This window comes from Reyranella sp., from assembly GCF_004297405.1.
GTDB lineage: Bacteria > Pseudomonadota > Alphaproteobacteria > Reyranellales > Reyranellaceae > Reyranella.
In genome coordinates this window covers 40644-58503 of record NZ_SCVC01000006.1, presented here as the reverse complement: position 1 = coordinate 58503, position 17860 = coordinate 40644, and the positions used below count along the sequence as shown (strand labels likewise).

Genomic DNA, 17860 nt, shown 5'->3' with positions numbered 1-17860 from the left:
TTTCAGCGAGGCAGCGAGCCGCTCATTGACGCTGGCCTGCGATCAAAAACTCCTTGTTGCCCTCCGCGCCCTCGATCGGGCTGTCGGTGGTGCCGAGCACGGTCCAGCCGGGTTGTTCGGCGAGCCAGGTCGAGATGGTCGTGCGGACTTCGTCGTGCAGCGCGGGATCGCGCACGATGCCGCCCTTGCCCACCCGTCCCTTGCCGACTTCGAACTGCGGCTTGATCAGCGCCGCGAGATGCGCGCCGGGTGCCGCGAGCGCAAGCGCTGCCGGCAAGGCGGTGCGCAGGCCAATGAACGAGGCATCGCAGACGATCAGCTCGATCGGATCGGGAATCTCGGCGCGCGTGATATCGCGGATGTTGGTCTTCTCCATCGAGACCACGCGCGGATCGGTGCGCAGCTTCCAGGCGAGCTGGTTGGTGCCGACATCGACGGCATAGACCTTGGCGGCGCCGCGTTGCAGCAGGCAGTCGGTGAAGCCGCCGGTCGACGAGCCGACATCGAGCGCGATGCGGCCCGTCACAGGAATGGAGAAGAAGTCGAGCGCGCGTTCCAGCTTCAGCCCGCCGCGCGAGACATAGGGATGCGGCTGGCCGCGCACCTCTAGCGTCGTTTCGTCGGCCACCGCCTGCCCCGCCTTGTCGAGCCGGCGTTCGCCCGAGAAGACGAGCCCCGCCATCACCAGGCGCTGCGCCGCGGCGCGCGTTTCGGCGAGCCCGCGCTCCACCAGCGCGACGTCCAATCGTGTCTTGGTCACTCGATGCCTACACTTCTGCGCGCTTCACATGAACGCGCGCATGGATGCGATCAGCACCGCGCGATTCGTTGGCGGTAGCCGTCGTAGTACTGGCTTCCGCAGGCGACACGCTGCTGAACGACGTCGTCACGATTGCCGTTCTGGCCGCGGTTCGTCACGGTCACCGTGGTGTAGCCGCTGCCGTCGTTCCGGTAGTACGGGTTGTTGTAGCCCGGCGGCGGAGGCTGATAGTAGGTCGCCGGCGCTGCCGGATAGTAGTTGCGCGGCGCGGGATTGCCGTCGTCTACGCAGGCCGCCCCGGTCATGCCGATGCCCACGACGAGCATCAGTTTCGCAAAGCCCCTAAACATCTTCTTTTCTCCCAGCCAATGATGCGCGAACGCCCTGCTACTATAGGGCGGCCTGACGCCGACCAACATTCCCAAATTGACTTCCGAAACGGCCTGGAGTGCGCCACGGCCGTCAAACAGAGGCAGGAACATCTGGCATGAGTACGAAACTTCTGGAGGGCGAACGCGCCCTCGTCACGGGCTGCGCCGGCGGTATCGGTCGCGGCATTGCACAGGCGTTGAAGGCCGAGGGCGCGATCGTCCTCGGCAGCGACATCACACCGCCGCCCGTCGCCGACGGCATCGACTTCCTCGCCGCCGACCTCTCGAAGCGCGACGGCTGGAAGAGTCTTCTGGACAGCGCCGTGAAGGAGCTGGGGTCGATCTCGCTGCTGGTCCACGCCGCGAGCCCGCGCCGCCAGGAAGTCGACACGCCGCTCTCGGTCAGCGAGGAGACGTGGGATGCCATGCTCGACATCAACCTGCGCTCGGGCTTCTTCCTCGCGCGCGAGACCGGTCGCCACATGCGTGACGCAGGGATCAAGGGCCGTATCCTTTTGATCACTTCTCAACATCGCCTGATGCCGCGTAATCTGGCGCACTACAGCGCCGCCAAGGCCGGCATGACCATGGCGATGAAGGAGCTGGCGCGCGTGCTGGCGCCGGACGGCATTCGCGTCAATGCGCTGGCGCCCGGCGCCATTCCGGGCGGCGGCTTCGTGGCCAACGATCTCGGCGGGCTGGTGGCGCAAATCCCTCTCGGTCGTGCGGGCACTCCGGACGACATCGCGCAGGTGGCCGTCGCGATACTGTCGGAAAGATTTGGCCGTTATGTCGTGGGTACGACGGTAGAAGTCGATGGTGGATTGGGGCTGCTGAGCTGGATTCCTTCCAAGGCTTGACCCGATCCCCGGGAAGAGTTGAGTTAGCGTCCGCAAAGTCGGTTTCCGAACCAACAGGAGGTTTCACCATGACGCTTCGCATCAATTCCACCGCGCCTGACTTCCAGGCCGAGACGACACAGGGCCCGATCGAGTTCCACAAGTGGATCGGCGACAGCTGGGCCATCCTGTTCTCGCATCCCAAGGACTTCACGCCGGTCTGCACCACCGAGCTCGGCTACATGGCCGGCCTCAAGCCGCAGTTCGACAAGCTCAACACCAAGATCCTGGGCCTCTCGGTCGATCCGGTGACCAACCATTCGAAGTGGGCGAAGGACATCGAGGAGACTCAAGGCCACGCCGTCACCTTCCCGATGATCGGCGATCCCGAACTGAAGGTCGCGACCGCCTACGACATGCTGCCGGAAGGCGCGGGCACGACGTCGGAAGGCCGCACCGCCGCCGACAATGCCACCGTGCGTTCGGTGTTCATCATCGGCCCGGACAAGAAGATCAAGGCGATGCTCACCTATCCGATGAGCTCCGGCCGCAACTTCGACGAAGTGCTGCGCCTGCTGGAGAGCTGCCAGCTTACCGCCAAGCACCAGGTCGCCACGCCGGTGAACTGGAAGAAGGGCGAAGACGTGATCATCGTCCCCGCCGTCTCCGACGAGCAGGCCAAGGCCAAGTTCCCGGGCGGCTGGAAGTCGCCGAAGCCCTACCTGCGCATCGTCCCGCAGCCGAAGGACTAAGGAAGAAGTACCACCTCATCCTGAGGAGGCGCGAAGCGCCGTCTCGAAGGATGGGCACGAGCACCTTGCCTGATGCCCACCCTTCGAGACGCCACGCTTCGCGTGGCTCCTCAGGGTGAGGTTTTGTTTTGGGCGGGGAGAGAACAAAACAATGACCAATGAACTGTGGCGCTGGTCGGCGGTCGACCTGGCGCGGGGGATTCGCAGCGGCGCGATTTCGAGCGAGGAAGCCACGCGCTCGACCCTCGACCGCATCGCCGCCGTCAATCCGACGCTCAACGCCATCGTCGAAGTCCTGGCCGACGAATCGCTGACGGCCGCGCGCACCGCCGATGCGCAGCGCCGCAGCGGCCAGCCGCTCGGGCCGCTGCACGGCGTGCCCGTCACCGTCAAAGTGAACATCGACCAGAAGGGCCACGCGACGACCAACGGCGTCGAGGCCTTCCGCGACGTCATCGCGACCGAGGACAGCCCGCCCGTCGCCAACCTGCGCCGCGCCGGCGCAATCATCGTCGGCCGCACCAACACGCCCGCCTTCTCGCATCGCTGGTTCACCGACAACGCGCTGCATGGCGCGACGCGCAATCCGTGGAGCGCGGCGCTGACGCCGGGCGGTTCGAGCGGCGGCGCGGCCGCGGCGGTCGCCGCCGGCATGGGCGCGATCGGCCATGGCAACGATTTCGGCGGCTCGATCCGCTATCCCGCCTATGCCTGCGGCGTCGCGGGGCTCCGGCCCACGCCCGGCCGCGTGCCGGCCTACAATCCTTCGGGCAAGACCGAGCGCCCGATCACGGCGCAGATGATGTCCGTGCAGGGACCGCTTGCCCGCACCGTCGCCGATGTACGTCTCGGCCTGCTCGCCATGGCCGCGCCCGATCCGCGCGATCCCAACTGGGTGCCGGTACCGCTGCAAGGCCCCGCCCCGCCGCGACCGATCCAAGTCGCGCTGGTGCCGGATCCGTTCGGCGACACCGCACCCGAAGTAAGCGACGGCATCCGCGCTGCCGGCCGCGCTCTAGCCGATGCAGGCTATACCGTCGTCGAGACGCCACCGCCGCGGCTCGGCGAAGCCGCCGATCTCTGGCATCGCCTGGTCGTCGGTGAAGAGCGCCGTGGGCTCGCGCCGCTGATCCGCCAGTTCGGCGACAAGACCAGCCAGATCAACCTCGATGGCCATCTGCGCTATGCGCCGGAGATGGACAGCGATGCCATCCTCGATGGCTTCGGCACGCGGCTGGCCATGATGCGCGAGTGGTCGCTGTTCCTCGACCGCTTCCCCATCGTCGTGCTGCCGGTGTCGCACGTGCTGCCGTTCCGCAACGGCCTCGATCAGGAAGAGGATGAAGCGACCATTACGGCGATGATGGATGCGCAGCGCTCGCTGCTGGCGATGCCGGTGCTCGGCCTGCCCTGCGTCTCCGTGCCGACCGGCGCCGTCGGTAACGTCCCGGTCGGCGTCCAGATCGTCGCCGGCCGCTTCCGCGAAGACCTCTGCCTCGGCGCCGCCGAAATCATCGAAGCCCACACGCCGAAGCTGACGCCGATCGACCCGCGTTAGCGCTGGGGGCGCGCCGCTCTAGCGGCGCGGTTCATGACGCGCCAGTGGACTGGCGCGCCCCCAGCGAACCGAGTGCCTTGAGCGCGGTCGCGACGATCTGCGGGGCGTTGAGGCCGGCCCAGTCGTATTGCTTCGCGGGCGAAGCGTGGTCGATGAAGCGGTCGGGCAGGATCATCGGGCGGACCTTCAGCCCGTGGTCGAGCAGGCCCGCGGTCGCGAGATAGTTCAGCACGAAGCTCGAGAAGCCGCCGACCGAGCCTTCCTCGATGGTGATCAGCACCTCGTGCTCGCGCGCAAGGCGGCGTATCAGGTCGGTGTCGAGCGGCTTGGCGAAGCGCGCATCGGCCACGGTGGTGCTGAGCCCCTTGGCGCCGAGATCCTCAGCCGCCACCAGGCACTCCTGCAGGCGCGCGCCGAAGTTCAGGATGGCGATCTTGGTGCCTTCCTTCAGCACGCGGCCCTTGCCGATCTCCATCGGCGTGCCCTTGGCCGGCAGCTCGACGCCCACGCCCTCGCCGCGCGGATAGCGGAAGGCCGAGGGCCGGTCGTCGATCTGGGCGGCCGTGGCCACCATGTTCATCAGTTCGAGTTCGTCGGCCGCGGCCATGATGACGAACTCCGGCAGGCAGCCGAGATAGGCGACGTCGAAGGCGCCGGCATGCGTGGCGCCATCGGCGCCCACGAGACCCGCGCGGTCGATGGCGAAGCGCACCGGCAGCTTCTGCAGCGCCACGTCGTGGACCACCTGGTCGTAACCGCGCTGCAGGAAGGTCGAGTAGATCGTCGTGAACGGCTTGAAGCCTTCCGTCGCCAGGCCCGCGGCGAAGGTGACGCCGTGCTGTTCGGCGATCGCCACGTCGAAGGTGCGTTCGGGGAAGCGCTGGGCAAACTTGTCGAGGCCGGTGCCCGACGGCATCGCCGCGGTGATGGCCACGATCTTCTTGTCGACCTCGGCCTCGGCGATCAGCGCCTTGGCGAACACGGCCGTGTATTGCGGCGCGTTGGCCACCGGCTTGGACTGCTTGCCGGTGATGACGTCGAACTTCACGACGCCATGGTACTTGTCGTCGCTCGCCTCGGCCGGCGCGTAGCCCTTGCCCTTCTTGGTGACGACATGGACCAGGATCGGCTTGTCGAGCTTGCTGTCGCGGGCGTTCTTCAGCACCGGCAGCAGATGGTCGAGATTGTGACCGTCGACCGGGCCGACATAGTAGAAGCCCAGCTCGTCGAACAGGGTGCCGCCGGCCACGAAGCCGCGCGCGAATTCCTCGGCGCGCTTGGCTGCCAGCTCGAGCGGCTTGGGCAGGTTCTCGGCGATGCCGCGGCCGAGATTGCGCAACGTCACATAGGGCCGGCCCGAGAGCAGGCGCGAGAGATGGCCCGACAGCGCACCGACCGGCGGCGCGATCGACATGTCGTTGTCGTTCAGCACCACGATCAGCCGGCTGCGCAGCGCACCGGCATTGTTCATCGCCTCGTAGGCCATGCCGGCGCTCATCGCACCGTCACCGATCACGGCGACCACGTTGTTGTTGCCGCCCGCGAGATCGCGCGCCACCGCCATGCCGAGCCCGGCCGAGATCGAGGTCGAGGAGTGCGCCGCGCCAAACGGATCGTATTCGCTCTCGCTGCGCCGCGTGAACCCGGAGAGGCCGCCTTCCTGGCGCAAGGTGCGGATGCGGCTGCGACGCCCGGTGACGATCTTGTGCGGATAGGCCTGATGGCCGACGTCCCAGATCACGCGGTCGCGCGGCGTGTCGAACACGTAGTGCAGCGCCACGGTCAGTTCGACGACACCCAGCCCGGCGCCGAGATGGCCGCCGGTGACGGAGACGGCGGAGATCGTCTCCTGCCGCAACTCGTCGGCAAGCTGGCGCAACTGTTCGCTGCGCAGGCGGCGGATATCGGCGGGCGTGTCGACAGTGTCGAGAAGCGGCGTCGTGCTCTTGGGCGTACTCTGGCCAGTCATGCGTATTACTATACTCCCGCGCGGCGGCTTGCGTCCCCGTCTCAAGTGCGGCGGGCAACGACGAAATTAGCCGCCTGTTTTAGCAAGTCTGCGGAACCGCCGAACGGTTCGAGGTGCGCGGCTGCCTGTCGCGCCAGCAGACCGGCCTGCGCCCGCGCCCGCTCCACGCCCAAAATCGACACGAAGGTGGCCTTGCCCGCCGCGGCATCCTTGCCCGTCGCCTTGCCGACCTCTGCCGCGTCGCCCTCGACATCGAGGAGGTCGTCGACGATCTGGAAGGCGAGCCCAAGATCGTGCGCGTAGGCTGAGAGTGCCGCGCGCAGATGGTCACTTGCCTTACCGAGGATTGCACCCGCCGCGCACGAAAAGGAGATCAACGCACCGGTCTTCAACCGCTGCAGGCGCGTGATAGAGCCGATCGACAACGGCTCGCCGCCCTCCTTCGCACGCTGTTCGGCCAGCAGATCGAGCATCTGGCCGCCTACCATGCCGTGCGCGCCGGAGGCCCGCGCCAGCTCGGTCACCAGGGCGACGCGCACCGCCGGATCGCCGTGCGTGTCCTCATGCGCCAGCACCTCGAAGGCCAGCGCCTGCAGGGCATCGCCCGCCAGGATCGCCGTCGCCTCGTCGAACTGCTTGTGGCACGTCGGCTTTCCGCGGCGCAGATCGTCGTCGTCCATCGCCGGCAGATCGTCGTGGATCAGCGAATAGGCGTGCAGAAATTCGATGGCGCTGGCGGTGCGGAGCGCCGGCAGCTTGCCGACCTTGAACAGGGTCGACGAGGCCAGCACGAAGAAGGCGCGCAGCCGCTTGCCGCCGCCCAGGCTGGAATAGCGCATCGCTTCGACGACACGCGCTTCGCCGGTGGGATCGCCGCCCTGATCGAGGGGCATCAGGCGGTCCATGGTGCGCTCGACGGACTCGGCCGCGAACGACAGCGCGGCGTCGAACTGGCGGTACGATGACAGGGGCATGGACGCAGCGCTCAGCCGAGATCGGCGGGCTGCGTGGCAACCGACCCGTCGGCGGCGAAGACGATCTTCTCGACCTTCATCTTGGCCTCGGCCAGCCGCTGTTCGCAGTGGCGCTTGAGCAGCGCGCCCCGTTCGTAGGCCGAAATCGCCTCGTCGAGCTTCACCTGGCCACGCTCGAGCTGCTGGACGATGCCCTCCAGTTCCTTGAGCGCATCCTCGAACGAGAGCGCGGCAATATCCTTGGGCAGCGAGGGTTCTTTAGCCAATTTCGCCTCTCATTTTTTGGGCTCGCGTGAGGGAACTCGGGGAGCTCGGGGGACGGCCGGATCGTAGTCGCCTGCTCCGAAAGGTGCCAGCGATGTACCGAAAGGTGCGCGCCGCGTCACCAATTTCGACGAAAAATGACCCATTCCGTGCGCTTTTTCGACCTTTCACAACTCTGGATAAGCGAATCCCCCTTTTGGGACATGGCCGGTCTGCATGTTCGCACGCCAAAATCGCCGTCTCACGATTGCTACATCGGCACCGCGATGGCACGTTCCGCCCCGCAAAGAAATAAACGGCCATTTACCCGAGGAGTTAAACGCATGGGCAACGTCAGCCATCTCGTCACACGCACTGCAGCCTTCGAAAGCTCCATTGAGAACGGCCTGGCCGAGGGATCCAGCTCCAAGGACCGTCAGTTCGTTACCGCGCTCGCCCGCGGCCTGGACATCCTCCGCGCCTTCCATGCCGGTGAAGGCATGCTGGGCAACCAGGAGATCGCCCACCGCACCGGCCTGCCGAAGCCGACCGTTGCCCGCCTGACCCACACGCTGACCGAGTTGGGCTACCTCAACTACATCCGCCGCTTCCGCAAGTACGAGCTGGGCGCCTCCGTCCTGGCGCTGGGCTACGCCGCGATTTCGAGCATGGACGTCCGCCGCGCCTCGCGCGCGCCGCTCGAGCAGCTCGCCCATGCCCTCAACGCCTCGACGGCGCTGGGCGGCCGCGACCGTCACTCGATGATCTACCTCGAAGCCTGCCGCGGTCCGTCCGTGGTGGCGATCACCCACGATGTCGGCACGCGCGTGCCGATGGCGAGCACGGCGATGGGCCGCGCCTACCTCTTCTCGCTGCCCGACGTCGACCGCAACAAGCAGCTCGACGCCATTCGCCGCCGCTGGCGCGACGACTGGACCAAGGTGAAGACCGGTCTGGAGCGCTCGTTCAAGGAGCTGGCGGATCGCGGCTTCTGCGTGACCTGGGGTGAGTGGCTGCCGGAGCTGTGTGGCGTCGGCGCTCCGCTCCGCAACTCCGATGGCACGGCGGCCTATGCCGTCAACGCCTCGGCGCCGATCTACCAGATCAGCCGCGACCGTCTCGAAGCCGACTGGGGTCCGCGCCTGGTGAAGATCGCGCGCGACATCCGCACCGGCATGGCCGCGCAGCCGTCGATGGTTTCGCCGCAGGGCCCGGCCGTTCGTCCGGCAATGAGCAACGGCAACGGCCATCACATGCGGCCGCCGATGTCGGCGATGGCGCGTCGCTAAGGCGCGCCCTCTCCTTCCAGACGCGATCTTCTACAGATGGCAATTCAACGACCGGCCGGCGCTCGGCCGGTCGCTCCTTATGAGTTCCGCGGCTTCAATGGCCTGATCGGCCATGAAGTCGTGGCGTGGTGCGCCGGCTTCGTCGAGATGCGCCTCAAGGTGCGGCCGGAACTATGCAACGCCAACGGCTTGCTGCATGGCGGCGTTCTGATGACGCTGCTGGATTCCGCGAGCGGCTTCGCCTGCACCTTCAACGAGACCGCGACCGCGCGCCGCCTCTCGGTAACGCTGGCTTTCACGACGCAGTTCATCAAGGCGGCCCGCGAGGGCGACGTACTCACGATCTTCGGCGCCTGGCGTCCCTCGACCAGCCAGAGCACCTTCGCCGCCGAAACCGAGATCTACGACCAGAGCGGCGACCTGATCGCCACTGGCGCCGGCACCTTCCGCTACCTCAAGGGCGAACGCAGCGACGGCACCCTCGCCTTCCTCGACCAGAAGGCCGCGGAGTAGCTGCTGGGGCGCGCCACTCCAGTGGCGCGGTCATGAATCGCGCCAGTGGACTGGCGCGCCCCCGGCGTTACGAAGCCGTCGCGCCGAGCCTGTACCGCAGCCACATCGTGCCGCCCTCCAGCACTTCGTGGCTCACGAGCGTCATGCTTTCGATCGGCGCGGGCCCCAGATCGACATCGCCCGAATTGAACACGATCGGCCCGCCTGTGCTGCCGTCGATCACCGGGCAGATCACGAGACTCAACTCGTCGATCAACCCGGCGCGTAGCAGCGCACCGTTCGCCCCGCCGCCGCCCTCCAGCATGATGCGCTCGATGCCGAGTTCGCGATTGAGCGTTTCGAGCGCGGCGGCGAGATCAATCTCGCTCTTGCCGGCGAAGATGTAGGACACGCCGTCGGCGCGCAGCCCCGCCAAATGCCGGTCGGGCACCGCTTCCGTCAGGATCGCGAGAATGGGGTCGCCGCCGATATCCTTGCGCGCCCACACCGCCTTGCCCTTGCCGTCGAGGAAGATGCCCCACGCCTTCGCTTCGCGCTGCGCGAACCAGTTCTCGCGCGGAAACACCTGGTCGGTCGGCGGATAGTGCGGCTCCGTGCCCTTGGCGAATTCCTGCGCCGTGACGCGGCCGCACAGCCACGAGCCGCCGCCCATCTGATCGTGCAGACGCTCGAACAGGTTGGGCACGATATTGGCCTTCGGCCGCCACCGGCTTCCCCAGATGCGTCCATCGACGCTGCACACCATGTGGCAAAGAACATACGGTTTCATGCGCGGCACCTTAGCCGAAACCGGTCGATCAGGCTGTGGAGCGCCGGGCCGGCTGCCAGGGAGGCGTGATGTCTGGCCAGCTCGCGGCCGGCCCTTGGCCCTAGGTTGGCCACTCGACTCCGGGCCATGCGGGTCTCACCCTGAGGTCGACTAGGCGTCTTGTCCGACCTTTGGGCGCATGCGCGCTCTCCGGAGGCGTGCGTCCATGGCTGAAGGCGTTGACGACGACGGAAGTACGCGACCGGACGTCGACTTGGTGACACTCCAACCCGGCCAGACCATAGGCCGATACCGCGTCGTTGCGGTGCTGGGCCAGGGCGGCTTCGGCATCACCTATCGTGCCGTCGACGCCGAACTCGGCCGCCAGGTCGCCATCAAGGAATACCTGCCCACCGCGCTGGCCGTGCGCAAGGACGGCGTCACCGTCGTCCCGCGCTCGCGCAGCGCGGCGGAAGATCTGGCCTGGGGCCTGGAGCGCTTCGTGTCCGAAGGCCGCACGCTGGCCGCACTTCATCGCGCACCCGGCATCGTGAAGGTCCATGACTACCTCCAGGCCAACGGCACGGCCTATCTCGTGATGGAGCTGGTCGATGGCGAGACGCTGCACGAGCGCATCGTGCGCGCTGGCCCGCTCGATGCCGCCGCGATCGACAGTATCCTCGCGCCATTGCTCGACGGCCTGGAGCAGGTCCACGCCGCGGGCTTCCTTCACCGCGACATCAAGCCGGCCAACATCCTGCTCGACGCCAAAGGCCAGCCAACATTGATCGACTTCGGCGCCTCGCGAGCCGCCATCGCCGGCCGCACGCAGGCCATGACGGCGGTGTTCACGCCGGGCTACGCACCGGTCGAGCAGTTCACCTCGGCCCAACAGGGCGCGTGGACCGACATCTACAGCCTGGCAGCTACGCTCTATCACGCCATCACGGGGGAGCCCCCGCGCAACGCCATCGACCGCATGGTGGATGATGAGCTCGTGCCGCTGGCGGGTTCGGGGCGCGCCTTTCCCAAGGCGCTTCTCGCCGGGATCGACGCCGCCCTCGTCGTGCGTGCCGCTGGCCGGCCGCAATCCGTCGCGGCATGGCGAGCTCTGCTGGCGGGCAATGCCGCACCGCCGGCAACGGTGGTGATGGCGGCCAAGGCGCCTGCATCGCCGTCGTCGCAGTCGTTGCCGCCGTCACCGTCACCCGCCACGGCGACGCCTCCTGCTTCGCCGCATGGCTCGCGTGGTGGCGTGAAGATCGCCGCCGCTGCCGCCGTTCTGCTGCTTGTCGCGGCGGGCAGCTGGTTCGCGCTGGGTACCGGTGTGCCAACGTCGACATCGCCATCGTTGGCATCATCGTCGGCATCGCCGTCTCCGGTGGCTGCCGCGGTGCCAGTGGCGCCCGCGACGCCAGCGGTGCCATTGGTGCCCGACCGTGCCCAGGAAGAAGCGGCGCGGTTGCGTGCGGAGGCGGAAGCCCGCCGCAAGGCCGACGAGGAAGCGGCGCTCCGGGCGCGCATCGAGCAGGAATTCCGCGAGAAGGCGGCGGCCGAGGAAGCGGCACGGCAGAAGGCGGCTGCCGACGCCAAACTCCAGGCCGAGGCGCAGGCTGCGGCGGACGCTGCTGCCAAAGCAAAGGCCGACGCCGAGGCGGCCGCGAAGGCACAGGAGGAAGCCGCCGCACAGTTGCGCGCGGCGGAAGCCGATCGCAAGGGAGCCGAAGCGGCTGAGACGGCGTTGCGGCTCGGCCATTCCGACCGCCAGCGCCTTCAGGTCGCGCTCACGTCGCTGGGCTTCGCGACCGGCGGCAGCGACGGCGTTTTCGGCGCCCGATCGCGCGAGATGATCGCGGCGTGGCAGAAGAAAACCGGCCAGGCCGCGACGGGCTACCTCACGCACGACCAGCAGACGACGCTGCTGCGCGAGGCAGCGCCAGCCCTTGCGCGCTACGACGAGGAGCAGAAGAGACTCGCCCAGGCTCCGGCCCCGCCTCCCGTCGCGCCACCGGCGTCGCCGCCAGCCTCGCCACCAGTCTCCGCCCCGGCAGCTCCGCCGGCATCATCGGCATCAGCACCGGCCGCGGCCGGCTCAGCGGGACAGTGCGAAGGCACCCATCGGTCGCAATGGTGCCGCGCGGCCTACCAGGGTTTTCCGCCGAGCTGCTGGTACGCGAGCATGACCGTCCGCAACGGCGAGGTCAGCGACAGCTGGGTGTCCCAGGCCGACACCACCAAGCGCAACGTCGTCAGCGGCCGCATCGATGCGGCCGGCAACGTGTCGCTGACCTACGAGGGCGTCGGCCAGCAGACGCACATCAATCAGCGCTTCACTGCGCAGATGTCGGGCCGGGTCGTCAACGGCCTGCTGACGGCCGCCGGCCGCGCCGGGGTGGGCGGCCGGGATTTCAACGTTACCGTTCGGTGCCGGTAGGCTGTGTGCGCTATCCTGCACTCATGCAGACCGCTTCCTTTGTTTCCTGCCAGAAGTGCGGCGAGAAGTTCGGCGTGACGACGTCGACCGGGCAGCCTGTCGAGAAGCTGCCCGAGCCGTTCGAGGCGACGTGCCTCTTCTGCGGCCATCGCGGCCGCTACGAGAAAGCGTCGGTCGAAACCGTTCCGGTTGGCTGAAGAAACCTACGCAGCGACCGTGAGGTCGGCGCTGTTCAGCGACCACGTGCGCCGGTGATTGTGGATCGTCCTGCCCTGCAGGCTTTCGATCAGGACGAACTCGTCGACGCGCCACGATACCGGCTGCACCGGCTGATCGACGAGAATGTTCTCGCGATGGCGCAGCGTCACGTGCGGATCGAACGTCCAGCCCCTGACGGCGCGCATGCCGACGTGGCGCAGCGCGGCGCACAGTTTCTGCTGGAACGAGAACAGCGCGTTGCACGGCTTGTCGGCCGTCAGCGCGATCTGCGTGCCACGCCGGTTGACGGCGCGGTCGAACGACACGTCGAAGGCCGCCCCGCCGATCGAGCCGGCAGCGGCGCACGCATCGGCGACCGCACCCGGCGGCGCATCGACGAACGAGCCGAGGGGAAAGAGTGTGACGTGCAGGCGGCGGGTGATGGGTGCAGGCTGCGTGTCGAACAGCCAATCCTCACACAGGCGATCGAACAGTGTGACGGTACGCTGCTGTGCCTCTGCAGACAGACAGAGGCCAAAGAACCATAGGGGCATGTGCGCATTACGCATACGCTCTCTCCTTGTTCCGGAAAGACGAACTAATTTTTTCTGGCGGGAAGTTTTTGCGGGGATCGATACCCGCAGGATTCAGGCGAGCGGCAGATGCGCCAAATGACGGTGCGTGGTGCGGCCCAACAGGCTGTGCACGAGCACGAACTTGCGTGCCGTCCACACGATCTCGTTGATGGGCTGCAGCGGCACATGCTTCTGGTCCCGCAGCAAGGTCATGTGCGGCGTGAATCCCGAGACGCCGACGGGACGGCGAAGACCGGGAATCGTCAGCACGGCACGTAAGCGGGCGTGCAGCATTTCGAGGCCGGAAATGCCATCCTCGCCGCCCAGCACGAACGCGCCGTTGCTGAAGCTCATGGCGTGATCGAAGGCGATGCGGAACGACGGCATCTCGACATAGGCGGCGCGACGCACGAGCTTGGCGATCAGCTCGTTCGACGGCGGCCAGAAGGCATCGCCGACATGCCACAGGGTGATGTGCAGATGCTGCGGCAGGATCGGCTTGCCACCAAGCCCATGCTCCTTGCGCAAGGTTTCGCCCAGCGTCGCGATGCGCACCGCCGTCGCGGGATCAGGCAGGACGGCGAAGAACAGGCGATCGGTCGGCCGTGCAGCAGTCATCTGATCCCCCTACTTTGGCTTGATCCGCGGCGTCTCAGACGGTGTCTGCGAGCGGCGGTATGTTCATGTTATGTTCCCATCCAGGACCAAGGCAAGAAGAATCAAAACGACTCTTGCACGACGCCATATCTAGCGGTCGTCACGCCAACTTTGCGTAAAGGTAGGTCTCCTGCTGCGCGGGATCGGCGGCCGGCGCGCCATAGACCTCCCAGTTGAGGCCGGCGAGCGTCAGTTTCTCCACAGCGCACCACTCGAAGAGCTTCTGCCAGGCGCCGCCCAACCCTTCGAAGCCGCCCTTCAACACGAAGTGCGCGGCGCGGCCGGCGGGCAGCTCCGACGCAACGACATCGCCGTGCGCGGCAAAGTCCTTGGCCACGATCGTGCCCGGCTCCATCGGCATCACGCCATCGACCGGCGGCCGCCAGCGCGTGCAGGTGAGTCCCACCGGCCCGACATCGAGCTTGGACAAGGCGTCGTTGATCTTCGCCCGCGCAGACTGATGCGCCTGCATCAGCTCGTTCATCGGCGCCTCGACCTTCACCACGGCCGTGAGCTGCCGCTCGACCGTCACGATGCTGCACTCGGCTGCCATGCGCCCCCCAATATGTAACCAGTCGGTTAACTATCAGGCGACACGCCGCCCCTGTCAACCGCGCGAACGATGACGTGCGCGACTGCCGGACTTCTATCCGGCAGCGGAGATGTATCTCTTCAGGGAGGTTTGCTGGGAGTGCGCCAGTCCACTGGCGCGGTCATCATCATGAATCGCGACAGTGGACTGGCGCGCCCCCGGCGACTTACTTGACGGTGATCTCGGCGCTGCCGATGCCCTTGAATTCGGACTTGGCCTTGCCGGGGCCCGGCAGGAACTGCGGCGGGTGGACCGAGCCGGTGAGGACCGTTTCGCCGGCCTTCAGCATCTTGCCGTTGGCGATCAGGCGGTTGGCGAGCCACGCAAGCGAGATCAGCGCGCCGCCCATCACGTTGGCACCGGGACCGGCGCCCAGCTCCTTGCCCTCATGCTCGGAGCGGCCCTGCACGGTGGCGAAGTCGAGCGTCTGCCAGTCCTTGATCTCAGTGCCGACGATGCAGGCGGCCTGCAGCACGTCATCGACGATGCGGCCCGGGCCGCCCAGCTTGGAGACGTCGCCGTAGCGGTTCTCGACCACTTCCATGCCGCAGTAGAGATTGGCGATGTACGGCTTGATCGTCTCGGCGGTGTACGGCGCGCTGCCCGCGGGCGCGTCCTTGGCGATGCGCGCCACCATCTCACATTCGATACCGGCCTTCAGCGGCCAGCCCTTCTCGAAGACCTCGCCGCTCTGGCGGATGCCGCCTTCGTAGATGCCGGCGAAGGCCGGACCCGAAAGCTTCAGCGGCTCGTACTGCGCCGGCACTGCGAAGGCGACCTTCCAGCCGGCGCGCTTGCCCCAGCCGATCGCTTCCAGCCGGTCCTGCACGGCGAACTGCACCTTGTAGGCGTCGGGCTCCGACAGATTGGCTGTCGCGGCAGCGAGCCAATCCATCGTCGACTTGGAGCGCCGGCCTTCGGCAATACGGTCGGCGAGTGCGGCGATTTCCTTGGCGTCCACGGCGTCGTCTCCTCTATCGGCGTTCATCGGCCTTCGCGCCGTTGTACTTCGCCGAAGAGGAAGATCAAAGCAGTTGCTGCTGGGGGCGCGCCAGTCCACTGGCGCGATTCATGATCATGACCGCGCCACTGGAGTGGCGCGCCCCCGGCATTAACTTACGCCGCTTTCGCAGCGTGATAGTTGGCGTAGAAGCTCTGGCCCTTGGCGGCCATGTCGCGCAGGAGCTTCGGCACTTCGAACTGCGAGCCGTACTTCTTGGCGAGCGCGTCGCACTCGGCCACGAAGGTCTTGATGCCCACCTGGTCGATCAGGCTGATCGCGCCACCGGTCTGCGGCGCAAAGCCCAGGCCCATGATCGAGCCGACATCGCCGTCCTGCGGGTTGGTCAGCACGTTCGACTCCAGGCAGCGTGCTGTGTCGACCGCCTGCACATAGAGCAGGCGCTTCTTGATCTCGTCCTCCTTGGCGCGCTTCTCCTCGCCCTCGCCGTAGAGGAGCTTGGGGTCGGCCGGGAAGTGCTTCTGCAGCTCGGGCCACAGGCGCTTCTTGCCATCGGCCGGATAGTCGTAGAAGCCCTTGCCGTTCTTGCGGCCGAAGCGCTCCAGCTTCTTCACCATCAGCTCGAGGATGTCCTCGGTGCCGCTGCCCTCGTACTTCTGGCCGGCCGCCTCGGCATCGCGCCGCGTCTGGTCCATGATCTTCCACGACAGATCGATGGCGACCTCGTCGTTCAGCGACAGCGGGCCCACCGGCATGCCGGCGTAGCGCGCGCAGTTCTCGATCATCGCCGCCGGCACGCCTTCCTTCAGGAGGCGATGGCCTTCGCTGATGAAGGCGCCGCAGACGCGGGACGTGAAGAAGCCGCGGCTGTCGTTCACGACGATCGGCGTCTTGCGGATCTTCTGCACGAAGTCCATCGACCGCGCCAAGGTCTCGGGCGAGGTCTTCTTGCCGACGATGATCTCGACCAGCGGCATCTTCTCGACCGGCGAGAAGAAGTGCAGGCCGATGAAGTGATCCGGCCGCGACGAGGCTTCGGCGAGACCGGTGATCGGCAAGGTCGAGGTGTTCGACGCGAACACTGAAGTGGCCGGCAGCGACGCCTCCGCCTTCTTGGTCGCCTCGGCCTTGACGTCGCGGTTCTCGAACACCGCTTCGACGACGAGCTGGCAATCCTTCAGCGCGCCGAAGTCCGGCGTCGCCGTGACCTTGGCGAGCAGCGCGTCGCGCTTGGCCTGGTCGAGGCGGCCGCGCTTCACCAGCTTGTCGAGTTCGTCAGCGATGTGCGCCTTGCCCTTGTCGGCCGCAGCCTGGTCGCGGTCGATCAGCACGATGTCGAGGCCGGCCTGCACCGAGACGGTGGCGATGCCCGCGCCCATCAGGCCCGCACCCAGCACGCCGATCTTGGTGTATTCCTGCTTGGCCACGCCCTTCGGACGGCGCACCAGCTTGTTGGCTTCCTGCAGGCCGAAGAACAGCGTGCGGATCATGCTCTTGGCGACGGGGTCGCGCAGCAGCGAGACGAAGTAGCGCGTCTCGACTTTTAGCGCGGCATCAATGGGAAGTTGCAGGCCTTCATAAACGCAGCTCAGGATCGCCTTGGGCGCCGGATAGACGCCGTTGGTCTTGCCGCGCACCATCGCGGCGCCGCCGATGAAGGTCTGGACGCCCGGCGGGCTCCACACCTGGCCGCCGGGGAAGCCCGGCGTCTTGAAGCCCTTGCGGTCCCACGGCTGCACGGCGCGGCCGTCGATCGGCTTGGCGCCCTTGCCGGCATATTCCGGCACGACCTGTTCGGTCGCCGGTGCCGTCAGCCACGCCTTGGCGCGGGCCAGCAGCTCACCCGGCGGCACGACCTCGTTGACGAGGCCGAGGCCCTTGGCGGCATCGACGGTGAGTTCCTTGCCTTCGAGCAGGATGGGTGCTGCGTTCATCACGCCGATCAGGCGCGGGATGCGTTGCGTGCCGCCGCCGCCCGGCAGCAGGCCGATCTTCACTTCGGGCTGGCCGAGCTTGGTCTTCGGGTTGGCCGCCGCGATGCGATAGTGCGTGGCGAGGCAGATCTCGAAGCCGCCGCCCAGCGCCGTGCCGTTGATCGCCGCGACGATCGGCTTGCCGCCGGTCTCCTGGTGGCGAAACATCTTCTGGAGCTGGCTGAACTGCTCCATCAGCTTCGACGCGTCGGACGTGTCGAGGGCGAGGATCATTTCGAGATCGGCGCCGGCGATGAAGCTGTCCTTGCCCGAGGTCAGGATGATGCCCTTGACCTTGTCGTCCTTCAGGGCGGTTTCGAGCGCGCCGGCATAGGCCGTCATCGAGCCTTCGTTCAGCACGTTCATGGCGCGGCCGGGCATATCCCACGTGATGGTGGCAATGCCGTCGCTGTCGACGTTGTAGTTGATCATGGTCGCTGTTCCCTGAAGACGC

18 protein-coding genes are annotated in these 17860 nt (G+C 67.0%); 7 read left to right on the top strand and 11 right to left on the bottom strand.

Going from position 1 to position 17860, the window contains the following annotated elements; all coding sequences use genetic code 11:
• Positions 1-22: 22 nt before the first annotated feature.
• Together EPO50_RS02530 and EPO50_RS02525 are read right to left on the bottom strand one after the other, a co-directional pair.
• Positions 23-760 (bottom strand): TlyA family RNA methyltransferase, encoded by a 738-nt coding sequence (locus EPO50_RS02530; RefSeq protein ID WP_296341074.1) that lies wholly within the window; start codon positions 758-760, stop codon positions 23-25.
• 50 nt (positions 761-810) lie between these two features.
• On the bottom strand, positions 811-1110 hold the full coding sequence (locus tag EPO50_RS02525) for a hypothetical protein (protein WP_296341073.1): 300 nt from the start codon (positions 1108-1110) through the stop codon (positions 811-813).
• A gap of 137 nt (positions 1111-1247) precedes the next feature.
• Between EPO50_RS02525 and EPO50_RS02520 the strand changes: the two genes are divergently transcribed.
• From EPO50_RS02520 to EPO50_RS02510, 3 genes are all read left to right on the top strand, one after another.
• Positions 1248-1991: an SDR family oxidoreductase gene (locus EPO50_RS02520; protein WP_296341072.1), complete on the top strand. Its 744-nt coding sequence runs from the start codon at positions 1248-1250 to the stop codon at positions 1989-1991.
• A gap of 68 nt (positions 1992-2059) precedes the next feature.
• Positions 2060-2722 carry a peroxiredoxin gene (locus EPO50_RS02515; RefSeq protein ID WP_296341071.1) on the top strand — a complete coding sequence of 221 codons (663 nt, stop codon included), beginning with the start codon at positions 2060-2062 and terminating at the stop codon, positions 2720-2722.
• Positions 2723-2873: 151 nt separating this feature from the next.
• Entirely contained in the window at positions 2874-4280 is a 1407-nt protein-coding gene (locus EPO50_RS02510) for an amidase family protein (RefSeq protein ID WP_296341070.1), read from the top strand.
• A gap of 31 nt (positions 4281-4311) precedes the next feature.
• Here the strand turns inward: EPO50_RS02510 and dxs are convergent, their stop codons facing one another.
• From dxs to EPO50_RS02495, 3 genes are read right to left on the bottom strand one after another with little or no spacing between them, the layout of a single operon-like run.
• A complete protein-coding gene (gene dxs, locus EPO50_RS02505; RefSeq protein ID WP_296341069.1) occupies positions 4312-6249 on the bottom strand; it encodes a 1-deoxy-D-xylulose-5-phosphate synthase in 1938 nt (645 codons plus the stop codon).
• 41 nt (positions 6250-6290) lie between these two features.
• Positions 6291-7223, bottom strand: a complete 933-nt coding sequence (locus EPO50_RS02500; protein WP_296341068.1) for a polyprenyl synthetase family protein — start codon at positions 7221-7223, stop codon at positions 6291-6293.
• Between the two features lie 11 nt (positions 7224-7234).
• Complete coding sequence (locus EPO50_RS02495) at positions 7235-7489, bottom strand: exodeoxyribonuclease VII small subunit (protein ID WP_296341067.1); 255 nt, start codon at positions 7487-7489, stop codon at positions 7235-7237.
• A 321-nt stretch (positions 7490-7810) separates the two neighbouring features.
• Between EPO50_RS02495 and EPO50_RS02490 the strand changes: the two genes are divergently transcribed.
• Positions 7811-8755, top strand: a complete 945-nt coding sequence (locus tag EPO50_RS02490) for an IclR family transcriptional regulator (RefSeq protein WP_296341066.1) — start codon at positions 7811-7813, stop codon at positions 8753-8755.
• A gap of 36 nt (positions 8756-8791) precedes the next feature.
• A complete protein-coding gene (locus tag EPO50_RS02485) occupies positions 8792-9268 on the top strand; it encodes a PaaI family thioesterase (protein WP_296341065.1) in 477 nt (158 codons plus the stop codon).
• 67 nt (positions 9269-9335) lie between these two features.
• Here EPO50_RS02485 and EPO50_RS02480 read toward each other — a convergent pair whose 3' ends face one another.
• Positions 9336-10037 carry a dihydrofolate reductase family protein gene (locus EPO50_RS02480; RefSeq protein WP_296341064.1) on the bottom strand — a complete coding sequence of 234 codons (702 nt, stop codon included), beginning with the start codon at positions 10035-10037 and terminating at the stop codon, positions 9336-9338.
• A 205-nt stretch (positions 10038-10242) separates the two neighbouring features.
• On the opposite strand from EPO50_RS02480, the gene EPO50_RS02475 reads away from it, so the two are divergent.
• Both EPO50_RS02475 and EPO50_RS02470 read left to right on the top strand, forming a co-directional pair.
• Positions 10243-12450: a serine/threonine-protein kinase gene (locus tag EPO50_RS02475; protein WP_296341063.1), complete on the top strand. Its 2208-nt coding sequence runs from the start codon at positions 10243-10245 to the stop codon at positions 12448-12450.
• A 23-nt stretch (positions 12451-12473) separates the two neighbouring features.
• Positions 12474-12647 (top strand): hypothetical protein, encoded by a 174-nt coding sequence (locus EPO50_RS02470; protein WP_296341062.1) that lies wholly within the window; start codon positions 12474-12476, stop codon positions 12645-12647.
• A 6-nt stretch (positions 12648-12653) separates the two neighbouring features.
• Here EPO50_RS02470 and EPO50_RS02465 read toward each other — a convergent pair whose 3' ends face one another.
• From EPO50_RS02465 to EPO50_RS02445, 5 genes are all read right to left on the bottom strand, one after another.
• Positions 12654-13217, bottom strand: coding sequence for a 2'-5' RNA ligase family protein (locus tag EPO50_RS02465; RefSeq protein WP_296341061.1), 564 nt, complete (start codon positions 13215-13217; stop codon positions 12654-12656).
• A 78-nt stretch (positions 13218-13295) separates the two neighbouring features.
• The gene (locus tag EPO50_RS02460) at positions 13296-13841 is read right to left on the bottom strand and encodes a 2'-5' RNA ligase family protein (protein ID WP_296341060.1); all 546 of its coding nucleotides are present in this window, start codon (positions 13839-13841) and stop codon (positions 13296-13298) included.
• Positions 13842-13980: 139 nt separating this feature from the next.
• A complete protein-coding gene (locus EPO50_RS02455; protein ID WP_296341059.1) occupies positions 13981-14433 on the bottom strand; it encodes a GyrI-like domain-containing protein in 453 nt (150 codons plus the stop codon).
• 205 nt (positions 14434-14638) lie between these two features.
• Complete coding sequence (locus tag EPO50_RS02450) at positions 14639-15433, bottom strand: hypothetical protein (RefSeq protein ID WP_296341058.1); 795 nt, start codon at positions 15431-15433, stop codon at positions 14639-14641.
• Positions 15434-15588: 155 nt separating this feature from the next.
• Positions 15589-17838 (bottom strand): 3-hydroxyacyl-CoA dehydrogenase NAD-binding domain-containing protein, encoded by a 2250-nt coding sequence (locus EPO50_RS02445; RefSeq protein WP_296341057.1) that lies wholly within the window; start codon positions 17836-17838, stop codon positions 15589-15591.
• Between the last annotated feature and the right edge of the window lie 22 nt (positions 17839-17860).

Excerpts from the sequence above, each read along its gene's own strand:
- EPO50_RS02510 (WP_296341070.1), top strand. The coding sequence starts at position 2,874 with ATGACCAATGAACTGTGGCGCTGGTCGGCGGTCGACCTGGCGCGGGGG.
- EPO50_RS02490 (WP_296341066.1), top strand. The coding sequence starts at position 7,811 with ATGGGCAACGTCAGCCATCTCGTCACACGCACTGCAGCCTTCGAAAGC.
- EPO50_RS02525 (WP_296341073.1), bottom strand. The coding sequence starts at position 1,110 with ATGTTTAGGGGCTTTGCGAAACTGATGCTCGTCGTGGGCATCGGCATG.
- EPO50_RS02445 (WP_296341057.1), bottom strand. The coding sequence starts at position 17,838 with ATGATCAACTACAACGTCGACAGCGACGGCATTGCCACCATCACGTGG.
- EPO50_RS02470 (WP_296341062.1), top strand. The coding sequence starts at position 12,474 with ATGCAGACCGCTTCCTTTGTTTCCTGCCAGAAGTGCGGCGAGAAGTTC.
- EPO50_RS02500 (WP_296341068.1), bottom strand. The coding sequence starts at position 7,223 with ATGCCCCTGTCATCGTACCGCCAGTTCGACGCCGCGCTGTCGTTCGCG.
- EPO50_RS02520 (WP_296341072.1), top strand. The coding sequence starts at position 1,248 with ATGAGTACGAAACTTCTGGAGGGCGAACGCGCCCTCGTCACGGGCTGC.
- EPO50_RS02465 (WP_296341061.1), bottom strand. The coding sequence starts at position 13,217 with ATGCGTAATGCGCACATGCCCCTATGGTTCTTTGGCCTCTGTCTGTCT.
- EPO50_RS02515 (WP_296341071.1), top strand. The coding sequence starts at position 2,060 with ATGACGCTTCGCATCAATTCCACCGCGCCTGACTTCCAGGCCGAGACG.
- EPO50_RS02460 (WP_296341060.1), bottom strand. The coding sequence starts at position 13,841 with ATGACTGCTGCACGGCCGACCGATCGCCTGTTCTTCGCCGTCCTGCCT.
- EPO50_RS02475 (WP_296341063.1), top strand. The coding sequence starts at position 10,243 with ATGGCTGAAGGCGTTGACGACGACGGAAGTACGCGACCGGACGTCGAC.
- dxs (WP_296341069.1), bottom strand. The coding sequence starts at position 6,249 with ATGACTGGCCAGAGTACGCCCAAGAGCACGACGCCGCTTCTCGACACT.
- EPO50_RS02455 (WP_296341059.1), bottom strand. The coding sequence starts at position 14,433 with ATGGCAGCCGAGTGCAGCATCGTGACGGTCGAGCGGCAGCTCACGGCC.
- EPO50_RS02485 (WP_296341065.1), top strand. The coding sequence starts at position 8,792 with ATGGCAATTCAACGACCGGCCGGCGCTCGGCCGGTCGCTCCTTATGAG.
- EPO50_RS02480 (WP_296341064.1), bottom strand. The coding sequence starts at position 10,037 with ATGAAACCGTATGTTCTTTGCCACATGGTGTGCAGCGTCGATGGACGC.